Origin of the sequence: Paracoccus sp. UBA889 (assembly GCA_002294185.1) — a bacterium.
Taxonomy (GTDB): Bacteria; Pseudomonadota; Alphaproteobacteria; order Rhodobacterales; family Rhodobacteraceae; genus Paracoccus.
Genome location: DBFD01000048.1, coordinates 1 through 12,321 on the forward strand (window position 1 = coordinate 1; position 12,321 = coordinate 12,321).

The following is a 12,321-nucleotide window of genomic DNA, read 5'->3' on the forward strand; positions in this document are numbered from 1 at the left end:
GTCAAGCTGTTCGACAGCTGGGCAGGCAGCCTGGCAGGCCCCGATTTCGACGATTTCGCGATCGCCCCCGCCCGTCGCATCATTGCCGCGCTGAAACAGCGCCACCCCGGCATCCCGGTCATCGCCTTTCCGCGCGGGGCGGCACAACGCTATGTCGGCTTTGCCCGTGCCACGGGCGCTGATTGCGTCGCGCTGGACACTTCGGTCAGTCCGGAATGGGCGGTCCGGAACGTGCAGATCGACGGCTGTGTCCAGGGCAATCTGGACCCGCGACACATGGTCACGGGCGGCAGGGATCTGATCGCCGAGGCGCAACGGATCACCCGCGCCTTTCGGGGCGGCCCGCATGTCTTCAATCTGGGTCATGGGATCACGCCCGAGGCCGACCCGGACAACGTCGCGGCCATGATCGAGGCGGTCCGAAGCGCATGATCTGGGTCGCGGCCACGTTGATCGCCGCGGTCGCGCAAACCGGACGGAATGCGGCGCAGGCCGGACTGACCGCCCGCGTCGGAACGACCGGCGCGACGGCAGTGCGTTTCGTTTTTGGCCTGCCCTTCGCGGCGGTGATGCTGCTGGCGCTGTGGCCGTTCATGGAATTGCCGATCATCGGCCCCGGCACGCTGGCCTTTGCCGGACTTGGTGCCGCGGCGCAGATTGCTGCGACGGCCTTCATGCTGCTGACCATGCGCGGCCAGAGCTTTGGCGTCGCCACCGCGCTGATGAAGACCGAACCGGTGACGCTGGCACTGATCGGCGCTCTGGTTCTGGCCGAGCCGCTGGGACCGGCACGGATGGGCGCGATCGGGGTGGCGACCCTGGGCGTCGTGCTGGCATCCGGGGCCAGCTGGTCGCAAGCGGGCCTGCGGCCGATCCTGAACGGCATTGCTGCGGGGGCATTGTTCGGGATCTCGGCCATCGGGTTTCGCGGCGCCTTGCTTGCGCTGCCCGAGGGCGGCTATTTTGCCCGGGCGCTGACGGTGCTGGTCCTGACGCTGGCCATGCAATCGGTGGCGATGCTGGCGTGGTTGTCGGCCTTCGATCGCGCGGCACTGCGCGGCATCACCGTCGAATGGCGGGTGTCACTGGCGGCCGGCGCGCTTGGCGCAATGGCGTCGCTGTTCTGGTTCGTGGGTTTCGCACTGACCCCCGCCGCCAATGTCCGCACCCTGGCACTGGTCGAGGTGGTGTTCGCGCAGATCGTTTCGGGCCGGCTGTTCCGCGAGGCCACGCAACGGCTGCAACTGGCCGGAATGGCGCTGATCGTGATCGGGGTCGGCTGGCTGCTGGCGGTGGCCATCGGCTGAGGGCGTCTTTCGCGTCCCGCGACGGCCGGGGGGTTTGCATCCCCCGGTCCCCCTGCCGCAACCATCCCTTCCCGCTGCTGTCGCCGGATGGGCGGATCGGCAAGGATCACGCGATCCTCAGACCCATTTCGCCAGCGGCGGCAGGCTCATCAGCACGGCATCGGCATTATGGCCGGTCTCCAGCCCGAACTTCGTGCCGCGATCATAGACCAGATTGTATTCGGCATAGAGGCCGCGATGTATCAGCTGCGCCTCGCGGTCGGCGTCGTCCCAGCCCTGCGCCATGCGTGCCTCGGCCAGCGGCAGGAAGGCGGGCAGGAAAGCCGCGCCAACATCGCGGGTAAAGGCGAAATCGGCCTGCCAGTCGCCAGTGCACAGATCGTCGTAGAAGATGCCGCCGACCCCGCGCGCGCGGCCGCGATGGGGGATGAAGAAATATTCGTCCGCCCAGGCCTTGAAGCGGTCGTAATAATCGGCCCCGTGCGGCGCGCAGGCCGCACGCAGGGTGGCATGGAAATGCGCAGTATCATGGGGATATTCGATGCAGGGGTTCAGATCCGATCCGCCGCCGAACCACCAGGCGCCGGGCGTCCAGAACATGCGCGTGTTCATATGGACCGCCGGCGCATGAGGGTTCTGCATATGCGCGACAAGGCTGATCCCCGAGGCCCAGAACCGCGGGTCGCGGTCCATGCCGGGCACACCGCGTGCAGCCATGGCCGCCTGGGCCGCGGGGGCCAGCGTGCCATGAACCTCGGACCAGTTCACGCCGACCTTCTCGAAGACCCGGCCACCGCGCATGACCGACATCAGCCCGCCGCCGCCATCCTCGCCGCGTTGCGTGGGAGTGACGACGAATCGTCCCTCGGGTCCGTCGCCGGGGCCGCGATCCTCCAGCGATTCGAAGGCGGTCGTGATCCGGTCGCGCAATTCCCTGAACCAGCCGGCAGCCTGGCGGCGTTGGTCGTCCATGACGCTCTCCATTCTTGATTTGCCAAGCGACCGAACGCCCGGCTAGCATCGCCTCGCCGATGTAAAGAGACCGATCATGCGCCGCAACACCGCCTTCGCCCTTTCCGTTCCGCTGCTGCTGGCGGCCTGCGCGACCCCGCTACAGCAGTGCATCGGCCGCAACACCGATGAATATCGCACGGTCAGCCGCCTGCTGGCCGTGGTCGAGGGCAATCTGGCGCGTGGCTATGCCTGGGAAGAGCGCGAGGTGGTGCGCGACCGCCTGACCCAGTGCCGCGATCTGTATCGCGACAAGGAGGGGAACGTTCAGGTCAGCTATCGTCCCTGCTGGCAGGACTACGTCGATACCCAGCGTTACCGCGTGCCCATCGACCCGGCGGCCGAAACCCGCAAGCGCGACAACCTGGCGGCGCGCAAGACGGCGCTGGCCACCCAGGCGGCGGCCGCGGTTCGGGCCTGCAAGGCCGCCTATCCCGAAAAGCAGGGCTGAGATTACAGAACCTGCGCCGTGACCGGATCGGCAAGGCTGCGGCCGCCATCCACGGTCACGATCTGGCCGGTCACGAAGCGCGCGCCCTCGCTGACAAGATATTGCACCGTCTCGGCCACTTCGTCGGCGCCGCCGATCCGGCCCAGAGGCGTGCCCGAAATGATCTGGGCGCGCAGATCCATGTCATCGCGCAAGGCGCATTTCAGTTCGTGCGACATGATGCTGCTGAAGGACACGCCGTTCACCCTGATCCGATAGGGCGCCAGCGCCAGCGCCAGCCCGCGCGTCGATTGTTCCTGGGCCGCGCAGGCGATGGAATAGCCCAGCATCGACGGCACCGGCCGGCAGGCCGCCAGCGTCGAGATGTTCACGATGGCGCCCGCCTGCGCCAGATCGCGCTGGTCCTCGGCCTGCTTGATCATCCGCTTGGCAACCATCTGCGACAGCCGCAGGCCCGCGATCATGTTCTGACGCAGCATTTCCTCGAGCACGCCCGGATCGGTGTCCAGCGGATCCGAGCTTTTGACGAAGCGATGGGCGTTCACCAGAATGTCGATGCGTTCGAACGCATCCAGCGTGGCCGAAAGCAGGTTGGCCATGGCCAGCTTTTCGGTCATGTGGCCGACGAACTGGCGCACCGGGCCGGTCTCGGTATCATAATCCGAGACCTGGGATTCCAGCGCCTCTTCGTCGCTGTCGGCAAACATGACGTTCGCCCCCCGCTCGACCAGATGCTGGGCAATGGCAAGGCCGATCCCGCGCGCGGCGCCGGTGACTATGGCGGTCTTTCCCTGAACGGACATGCTCATCCGCGTTTTCCTTGCATCCTGCGGGTGCCGCGGCGGGCGCCGCTGGCCTCGATGATCTTGAAGCGCGCATCGCCTCCGGTTTCGGTGACTTGCGCAAAATGCCGCGCCAGGGCGGCCTCGTAGGGCAGATGGCGGTTGGCGACCATCCACAGCCGGCCCGCCCCGGTCAGAAGCCGCGCGGCCGAGGCGATGAAGGCCGCACCCAGCCGGGGATCGGCATCGCGCCCGTCATGGAAGGGCGGGTTCATGATCACGCCGTTCACCGGATCGGCCAGGGCCACGTCACGCGCATCGGCCCAGTGAAAACGGGCGCGCGGATCGGCGATGTTGTCGCGCGCCGATTGCAGTGCGGCATTGTCGGCCTCGACCAGATGGATCACCTCGACCCCCGGCCGCGACAGCGCCTGCGCCGCCAGCCAGCCCCAGCCGGCGCCCAGGTCGACCATCCTCGACGGCAGCCGCTCCGGCAGGTGCCGCGCCAGCAAGGCCGATCCCGGATCGATCCCATCGGCGGAAAAGACGCCGGGCCGGGTGACAAATCCGGGCGCGACGTGGTTCGGGCGGGCTGCCCAGCCGGCGGGCAGCCAGTCGCCCGCCGGCAGCGTCAGGCGAAAGATCTTGCCATGCGCCTTGCTGTGGACCTCGTCGATCCCGGCCAGGTCGCGCAACTCTTTCAGGATCGAATCGACACCATCGGTCTTTTGCCCGTCGATCCAGAGCGGAGCGCCGGCGGAAAGGCACGCTGCGGCCTCGGCGATCCGGGCGCGGGCCTCGGGCTTGGCGCGCGGCAGGAACACCAGCGCGGCCTCGAAACGCCCCTCGGCCTGGGTTGTGACATCAAAGCCGCGTGCGGCAAGCGCATGATGGTCGGGGAAATGTCGCTGCTGGATCACCATGCGATCGGGACCCAGCGGGGCAAGATCGTCCGCTGCACGCGCACCGATCACAAGGAAACGTCCCTCGGGCACCGAGTCCGCGAGGGCCAGCGAAAGTCGGGTGCCGGTCACGGGTTACTCTTTTTCCATGGTGCATTGCAGCGGATGCTGCTGACGCCGGGCCAGTTCCATGACCTGCGCCACCTTGGTCTCGGCCACTTCATGCGAAAAGACCCCGACCACCGCGACCCCCTTGCGGTGGACGGTCAGCATGATCTCGATCGCCTGGGCATGGGTCATGTTGAAAAGCCGTTCCAGGACATGCACGACGAATTCCATCGGCGTGAAATCGTCGTTCAGCATCAAGACCTTGTACATCGGCGGTCGCTGCGGTCGGGTATGCGGCTTAACGGCCAGATCCTGTTGGTCGTCGGGCTTGTCGCTGTCGCTCATCCATTGCGTCATGAGTGTCCGTGAGGCCTTCCGGTCCTGTGTTCCGGGCCCGCATCGCGGCCGACCCTTCGTCCATGGGCGAATATAAGCGTTTTGGCGGGCGATGAAAGCCCCGGATCCCATACGCGGGCAAGGTGGAAAATAGTGCAAATCCAAGGTTACATGCACAGAAATCTCATGCTATTGTGATTTTATTAAGAACGGGTATGCGACAAAAGACATGCCCGCACGAGGCAGAGAGACAGTGACATTGACCCATTCTCTACGCTTGGCCCGGCCATGGGCTTTCCTTCTGTTGGCCATGCTGGCACCGGCAAGTCTGTCGGCCGCACCCTTCGCAGCCTATGTGATGGACGCCCGGAACGGTCAGCCGATCTATTCACAGAACGCCAACACACCGCTGCATCCTGCATCCCTGACCAAGATGATGACGCTTTACATGGCGTTCACCGCGATCGAGCGCGGGCAGGTGCGGCTGGATTCACTGTTCACGGTATCGTCGAACGCCGCGGCCGAACCGCCCTCGAAACTTGGTCTGCGGGCGGGGCAGAAGATAGAACTGCGCTATCTGATCCGGGCGGCGGCGATCAAGTCGGCCAACGACGCCGCCACCACCATCGGTGAAGGCCTGGCAGGGTCCGAGGCGGCCTTTGCCCAGCAGATGACCCAGATGGCACGCGCCCTGGGGATGCGGAACACGCAATTCAGGAACGCGAACGGTCTGACGACCCAGGGGCATTATTCCACCGCCCAGGACATGTCGATCCTTGGCCGCCGCCTGTTCTATGATTTCCCTCAATATTACAACCTGTTCTCGCGCCGTTCGGCGGATGCGGGAATCGCCAAGGTGTCTTCGACCAACAAGCGGTTCCTGGATGCCTACAAGGGCGCCGACGGCATCAAGACCGGATATACCCGCGCGGCAGGGTTCAACCTGACCGCTTCGGCGCAGCGCGGCAACAAGCGGCTGATCGCGACCGTGTTCGGTGGCACATCGACCGCGCAGCGCAATCAGTTGATGGCGCAATTGCTGGACGCGGGATTCTCGCGCGTTCGCGACCGGGTCAGCGAGGTCCGGCCTCAGCCGCCACGTTACCTGGCCAAGAAGGTCGTGCGCAGGGCCCAGGTCCAGCCCAGCACGGCGGCGACCCGGCCGCAGCCGCAGCGCCTGGTTCTGTCGGCCTCCGAAAAGCCTGCGCGCCGCTCGGCGGTTCCGGTCAGCGACCCGGTGCAGATCGCGGAGGCGGTCCGTCAGGCCGCTGCCGCCCAGCCGGCTGCCGATGGCAACGAACTGCTACTGGCCTCCAGCATCCGTCCCAACCGCCGTCCGGTCGCCGAGGGCGACGCAGTGGAAGAGGCCATTGCCAGCGCTGTCGCCTCGACCGAGGCCGCACCGCGGCAATCGGCAAGTCTTGCTGCCGGCCTGCTGTCGGAATCGTCCCGCCCGGCCCCGGCACCCCGGTCGCGCGGCACGCAAACCGCCTCGCTGGTCGCCTCGGCGGAAAAGGGTCAGGACCCGGAGGCCATCGCCCGGGCCGTCGCCGCCGCGGTTCCGAAACAGGGTGATGCGATGTCGCTTATGGCCTCTGAAGCGCCGAAGCCGCGTTCGGATTCGGTGATCCTTGCCGCGATGGGCGAAGGCGACCGGTCCGAGCCGGAACCGCTGGAGATCGTCTCGCGCGCCTCTGACGGCAGCCGGAATTGGGGGGTGTCGCTGGGTCTGTACCGCTCCAGGGCCGAAGCCGACCAGTTGCTGATCCGCAGCGCCTTGCAGGACGGCGCGGTGCTTGGGAATGCGCAGCGCAATATCGCCAATACGATTCGCGGTTTCGAACCCAAGTTCGTCAATCTTGACAAGGCCGGCGCACAACTGGTCTGCGAAAGATTCCGGACCCGCTCGCAGGATTGCAAGGTGATCGGACCCTGAGCGCGCTGTGATGCGCCAAAACCGAACCGGGCGGGGCCTTCCCGCCCGTTTTTGCTGCGCGCTTTTCCAGCCTCGCTTTTTGTGGTCCGGTGACTTCGGATCTGGTGTCGTGTTCCGCGCCAGCCGGCCCAAGGCGCGAGGAGTGCAGAGATTGGCCCGGTCAGATGGGGTGATGGCCTCATGGTCGCAAACGGCAAGCCCGGGCCGTGGCGACGACCCGTCCGCGCCGCTTGCGTCACCTGCGACGCTTGGACAATGATCTGCGGATGAACGGAAAAATTCGTCCGGGTGCAACCGGAACCCTCTCTCGTCCGTGATTGTTCGACAGGACGACCTGCGGAGACCCGACCGAGATGCGCTTTTTCAAGGCCGCGATGCTGATTGCCGTTACCGCCCTCAGCCTTGGCGGATGCGCCGCCCTGCTGGACAATCAGGTCGAGCGGCGTGCCGAAGCGGCCGAACGGCGTTTTCCCCCGACCGGTCAGTTGCTCGAAGTGAACGGCCTGACGGTTCATGCCGACATTCGCGGGCAAGGTCCGGATCTGGTCCTGCTGCACGGTGCCAGCGGCAGCAGCCGCGATTTCACCTTCGACCTGGTCGGGCGCCTGCAGGACAGATACCGCGTCATCACCTTCGACCGACCCGGTCTGGGATGGACCGATCCCTTGCCCGAAGGCAACGACGACCCGCGCCGTCAGGCCGATCTTCTGCGCCAGGCGGCCGACCAGCTTGGCGTGCGCAATCCTGTCGTTCTGGGCCACAGTTATGGCGGCGCGGTTGCGATGGCATGGGCCTTGGGCGATCCCGACGGCACCGCCGCGCTGGTGCTGCTGGCGGGGGCGACCTACCCCTGGGAAGGTGAGCTTGGCGGATTGTCGCCCTTTCTCGCCACTCCCTTTGGCAGGGCCGTGGTCGCACCGATGATCTCGGCCTTCGCGCCGAAATCCACCGTCGATCGCGCGATCGCCGAGATTTTCGCGCCCAATCCGGTGCCGGACGGCTACGCCTCCTACGTCGGCGCCGAACTGACGCTGCGACAGGGCAGTCTGCTGGCCAATGCGCAGCAGGTGGCGAATCTGAAACCCTATCTCGAAAAGATGGCGCCGCTCTATCCAGGTCTGAACCAGCCGATCGAGATCGTGCATGGCGATGCCGATACGACTGTCGGACTGGACATTCACTCGCGCCGCATGGTGCGCGAGGTGCCGAGCGCCCGTCTGACGGTGCTGAAGGATGTGGGCCACATGCCTCATCACGCCGCCCCGGATCAGGTCGTGGCCGCCATCGACCGCGCCGCCGCCCGCGCCGGGCTGCGATGACGCGCCGTCGTGAAACCGCAAGCAAGGCCCGACTTGCCCGGGCCGAGGCAGACAGGAGTACGTCCAGATGCTGACCCTCTATGGTGTCACCCGCTCCCGCGCATCGCGCATCGTCTGGCTGTGCCACGAGATCGCCCTGCCTTTTCACCAGGTGCCGGTGATTCAGGCCTACCGCCTTGCCGATGCGGATGCGCCCGGCGCGCGGATGAACACACGCTCGCCCGGCTTTCTGGACCTGTCGCCCGCAGGCGCCATTCCGGTGATCGACGACGATGGATTGATCCTCAGCGAATCGATGGCCTGCACGCTGTATCTGGCGCGCCGACACGGCCAGCCCATAGGCCCCACCGACGCCGCCGAGGATGCGCTGATGATGCAGTGGAGCTTTTACGCGGCGACAGCCATCGAACCCGACGCCCTGACGATCCTGTTCCTGCATGGACGCGACCAGACACAATCCGGCGAGGACGCGGCCATCGTCGCGGATGCAGCCGGGAGGCTGATCCGGCCCTTGCGCGTGGTCGAAGATCATCTGGGCCGTCACAGCCATCTGATCGGCGACCGGTTTACCGTCGCCGACATCAATCTGGCCGAAGTTCTGCGCTATGCCCAATCCTACGGCGCCCTGATGCAGGAATTCCCCGCGATCACCGCCTGGCTGGACGCTTGCCAGGCCCGGCCGGCCTTTCGCCGCATGTGGGAGGCACGGCTGGCCGAGCCGGAATGATACGCTATCGCCCGCGCAAGTGGTTGCGGCCGAGGTTTCCAAAGCCACAACCACTTGCCCCACCCGGCCCGGACATGAGATAGTCGTCAAAACAGCCATAAACACGAGCAGCCCATGGCCGACGACCTTCTCTCTGCCGCCGATGCCAGCGTGGAAAGCTATTCCGCATCCTCGATCGAGGTGCTGGAGGGACTGGAACCGGTCCGCAAGCGCCCCGGCATGTATATCGGCGGCACCGATGAACGCGCCCTGCATCACCTTGTGGCCGAGATCCTCGACAATTCGATGGACGAGGCGGTCGCCGGCCATGCCAGCCGGATCGAGGTCGAACTGCTGGCTGATTTCAGTGTCGTGGTGCGCGACAACGGACGCGGCATTCCCATCGACCCGCATCCGAAATTTCCCGGAAAATCCGCGCTGGAGGTGATCCTGTGCACGCTTCATGCCGGGGGCAAGTTCTCGGGCGATGCCTATGCGACGTCGGGCGGTTTGCACGGCGTCGGCGCATCGGTCGTGAACGCGCTGTCCGACAGCCTGGTGGTTCAGGTCGCCCGCAACAAGGAACTGTTCGAGCAGCGATTCTCGCGCGGGGTGCCGGAAGGACCGGTCGAGAAGATCGGCGCGGCGCCGAACCGGCGCGGCACGACCGTCACCTTTCATGCCGACGAGGACATTTTCGGCCATCACCGCTTCAAGCCCGCGCGCCTGCTGAAGATGGTGAAATCCAAGGCCTACCTTTTCTCGGGCGTCGAAATCCGCTGGAAATCCGAGATCGACGACGGCGAGACGCCGACCGAGGCCAGCTTTCACTTTCCCGGCGGGCTGGCCGACTACCTGTCGGAAACGCTGGCCGGCGCGACCAGCTATGCCGACCGGCCTTTCGCGGGCAGCGTCGATTTCAAACGCTTCGACGCGCCGGGCAAGGTCGATTGGGCGATCAACTGGACGCCGGCCCGCGACGGCTTCATCCAGTCCTATTGCAACACCGTCCCCACCCCCGAGGGCGGCACCCACGAAGCCGGCTTCTGGGCCGCGATCCTCAAGGGCATCCGCGCCTATGGCGAACGGGTCAGCAACCGCAAGGCCGCCCAGATCACCCGCGAGGATCTGCTGACAGGCGGCTGCGCGCTGGTCAGCTGTTTCATCCGCGAGCCGGAATTCGTCGGCCAGACCAAGGACCGCCTGGCCACGACCGAAGCCGCGCGGCTGATCGAGGGTGCGGTGCGCGACCATTTCGACAACTGGCTGGCCTCGGACACGAAGTCGGCGGGCGCAATCCTCGATTTTCTGGTGCTGCGGTCCGAAGAACGTCTGCGCCGCCGGCAGGAAAAGGAAACCGCCCGGAAATCGGCGACCAAGAAACTGCGCCTGCCCGGCAAGCTGGTCGATTGCAGCGCCACCGCGCGCGACGGCACCGAATTGTTCATCGTCGAGGGCGACAGCGCCGGCGGCAGCGCCAAGATGGCGCGCGACCGCACCACACAGGCGCTGCTGCCCCTGCGCGGCAAGATCCTGAACGTGCTGGGCGCGGCCTCGTCCAAGCTGGGCCAGAACGCGGAAATCAATGATCTTTGCCAGGCGCTCGGGGTCGGGATGGGGACGCGCTTCAACGTGGACGATCTGCGCTACGACAAGATCATCATCATGACCGATGCGGATGTGGACGGGGCGCATATCGCATCGCTGCTGATGACCTTCTTCTTCACCCAGATGCGGCCGCTGATCGACAAGGGGCATCTCTATCTGGCCTGTCCGCCGCTGTATCGGCTGACGCAGGGCGCGCATCGCATCTATGTCGCCGACGACGCCGAGAAAGAGCGGATGCTGGCCAAGGGGCTGGGGGGCAAGGGCAAGATCGACGTGCAGCGGTTCAAGGGCCTGGGCGAGATGGACGCCAAGGATTTGAAGGACACGACGATGAACCCGAAGACGCGCAAGCTGATCCGGGTCAGCATCGACGATGACGAGGGCGGCGAAACCGGCGATCTGGTCGAGCGGCTGATGGGCAAGAAGCCCGAGCTTCGCTTTGAATACATTCAGGAAAACGCCCGTTTCGTGGAAGAGCTGGACGTCTGACCCGGCGGCGCGGACGGGATCCCGGCTACAGCGCGATGGCCGAGATCAGCCGGCCGTAATCGGCCTGCCCTTCATGCGTGGCGCGGCGATAGCTGAAGAAGCGCGCGGGGTCGGAATAGGTGCAATGGCCCGACCATTCGGCCTCGACCCCGGCAGCGCGCAGACGCGAGAGGCCGAAGGACGGCAAATCGAACATCGGCTTGCCGTTCGGACCGCCTGCGAAAAATCGATGGTAATCGGGATCTTCCAGCAGGAAATCCTCCATGAAATCCTGCCCGACCTCATAGGCCCGCTGGCTGATCGAGGGGCCGATCACGGCCCGGATCTGCGTCGCGCCCAGGGCCCGCATCGCGGCCACCGTCGCCTCGATCACTCCGGACAGGGCCCCGCGCCAGCCGGCATGACAGGCGCCGATCACGCCCGCCTGCGGATCGGCCAGCAGAATCGGCTGGCAATCGGCCGTCAGCACCGCCAGCGCCACGTCGCGCCGCGCCGTCACGATCCCGTCGGCTCTCTGGTCGCGGATCGCCTCGACATCCTCGCCCGCGGCCAGCGTCACCACATCGGCCGAATGAACCTGTTTCACGGTCGCCAGGCTGGCGGCCGGAACCCCCATCGCCTGCGCCACGCGCCCGCGATTGACCCGCACCATATCGGCCTGGTCGCTGGAACGTCGGCCACAATTCAGCCCCGCAAAAAGCCCCGAGGACGCACCGCCCTTCCGGGTGAAAAATCCGTGCCTCACATCCGAAAGCAGCGGGTGGTTCAGGATCTCAAGCGTTGTCTGCATGAAGCCTCAGCGCGTCGAATCCGGGCACCGGCGGCGCCCCGCGGGGCCAGATGGCCATCGCCTTGAACAAGTGACCCATTTTGTCTGCGGCGGTCAAGCGATCAAGTGCGACCATCGCACCCCGATCCCCGGCCGCGGCCAGCCTGCGCGCCCGATCTGCGGCGCCCAGAGACAGCAGCCAGTCACCCTGATGGATCGGGCGCGATGCCACCGCGCCCGCCTGGATGGAGGCCGCCGCCAGCGGTGCGAAATCGACATGGGCGGTCAGATCGGCCTCGCCGGGATGGGCCAGCGGATCCTCGGGGCGATGCGCGCGCAGGGCCTGAAACGTATCGCCAACACCGTTCCAGCCGCCGTAATCGACAAGGATCGCCGCGCCGCCATGGCTGGCAACGCGCGAGGCGATGGCAGTGACGATGGCGGTCGCGGCGGGCCGATCCTCGATCACCTCGCCGACCTGTCCTTCACGCGGCAGAAGGACCGGCGGCGCAAGACCCATGCGCAGGCCGTTTTCATCGCCGCTGACGACACGTTCGGCCCAGCCGTCATCCAGGCGCTGAAACTGCCGGATCGGCA

13 protein-coding genes are annotated in these 12,321 nt (G+C 66.2%); 7 read left to right on the plus strand and 6 right to left on the minus strand.

All coding sequences use genetic code 11. The features are described 5' to 3' along the window. Both B4L36_RS09090 and B4L36_RS09095 read left to right on the plus strand, forming a co-directional pair. A partial coding sequence (locus B4L36_RS09090; protein WP_292955728.1) for a uroporphyrinogen decarboxylase family protein occupies positions 1–432 on the plus strand: 432 nt, incomplete at its 5' end. Beyond that, positions 429–1,307 carry a DMT family transporter gene (locus B4L36_RS09095; protein ID WP_292955731.1) on the plus strand — a complete coding sequence of 293 codons (879 nt, stop codon included), beginning with the start codon at positions 429–431 and terminating at the stop codon, positions 1,305–1,307. The genes B4L36_RS09090 and B4L36_RS09095, both read left to right, overlap by 4 nt. Before the next feature lie 117 nt (positions 1,308–1,424). On the opposite strand, the gene hemF is transcribed toward B4L36_RS09095, so the two are convergent. Continuing rightward, the gene (hemF, locus tag B4L36_RS09100) at positions 1,425–2,291 is read right to left on the minus strand and encodes an oxygen-dependent coproporphyrinogen oxidase (RefSeq protein WP_292955734.1); all 867 of its coding nucleotides are present in this window, start codon (positions 2,289–2,291) and stop codon (positions 1,425–1,427) included. Positions 2,292–2,355: 64 nt separating this feature from the next. On the opposite strand from hemF, the gene B4L36_RS09105 reads away from it, so the two are divergent. Next, positions 2,356–2,769: a hypothetical protein gene (locus B4L36_RS09105; protein WP_292955737.1), complete on the plus strand. Its 414-nt coding sequence runs from the start codon at positions 2,356–2,358 to the stop codon at positions 2,767–2,769. A gap of 2 nt (positions 2,770–2,771) precedes the next feature. Here the strand turns inward: B4L36_RS09105 and B4L36_RS09110 are convergent, their stop codons facing one another. From B4L36_RS09110 to clpS, 3 genes are read right to left on the minus strand one after another with little or no spacing between them, the layout of a single operon-like run. Continuing rightward, complete coding sequence (locus tag B4L36_RS09110; protein ID WP_292955740.1) at positions 2,772–3,578, minus strand: SDR family NAD(P)-dependent oxidoreductase; 807 nt, start codon at positions 3,576–3,578, stop codon at positions 2,772–2,774. Then, complete coding sequence (locus B4L36_RS09115) at positions 3,575–4,585, minus strand: class I SAM-dependent methyltransferase (protein ID WP_292955743.1); 1,011 nt, start codon at positions 4,583–4,585, stop codon at positions 3,575–3,577. The genes B4L36_RS09110 and B4L36_RS09115 overlap by 4 nt, the downstream gene beginning before the upstream one ends. A gap of 3 nt (positions 4,586–4,588) precedes the next feature. After that, positions 4,589–4,906, minus strand: coding sequence for an ATP-dependent Clp protease adapter ClpS (gene clpS, locus B4L36_RS09120; protein WP_292955746.1), 318 nt, complete (start codon positions 4,904–4,906; stop codon positions 4,589–4,591). A gap of 301 nt (positions 4,907–5,207) precedes the next feature. Between clpS and B4L36_RS09125 the strand changes: the two genes are divergently transcribed. The 4 genes from B4L36_RS09125 (at position 5,208) to parE (ending at position 10,955) form a co-directional block, all read left to right on the plus strand. Then, positions 5,208–6,833 (plus strand): D-alanyl-D-alanine carboxypeptidase family protein, encoded by a 1,626-nt coding sequence (locus B4L36_RS09125; RefSeq protein WP_292955749.1) that lies wholly within the window; start codon positions 5,208–5,210, stop codon positions 6,831–6,833. A 353-nt stretch (positions 6,834–7,186) separates the two neighbouring features. Then, on the plus strand, positions 7,187–8,152 hold the full coding sequence (locus B4L36_RS09130) for an alpha/beta fold hydrolase (protein ID WP_292955752.1): 966 nt from the start codon (positions 7,187–7,189) through the stop codon (positions 8,150–8,152). Between the two features lie 67 nt (positions 8,153–8,219). After that, positions 8,220–8,879, plus strand: coding sequence for a glutathione S-transferase family protein (locus B4L36_RS09135; RefSeq protein WP_292955755.1), 660 nt, complete (start codon positions 8,220–8,222; stop codon positions 8,877–8,879). Positions 8,880–8,993: 114 nt separating this feature from the next. Next, positions 8,994–10,955 (plus strand): DNA topoisomerase IV subunit B, encoded by a 1,962-nt coding sequence (parE, locus tag B4L36_RS09140; RefSeq protein WP_292955758.1) that lies wholly within the window; start codon positions 8,994–8,996, stop codon positions 10,953–10,955. Between the two features lie 25 nt (positions 10,956–10,980). Here the strand turns inward: parE and pgeF are convergent, their stop codons facing one another. Continuing rightward, complete coding sequence (gene pgeF, locus B4L36_RS09145) at positions 10,981–11,745, minus strand: peptidoglycan editing factor PgeF (protein ID WP_292955761.1); 765 nt, start codon at positions 11,743–11,745, stop codon at positions 10,981–10,983. Continuing rightward, on the minus strand, positions 11,729–12,321 hold a 593-nt coding region (locus B4L36_RS09150; RefSeq protein WP_292955764.1), incomplete at its 5' end, for an SAM-dependent methyltransferase. The genes pgeF and B4L36_RS09150, both read right to left, overlap by 17 nt.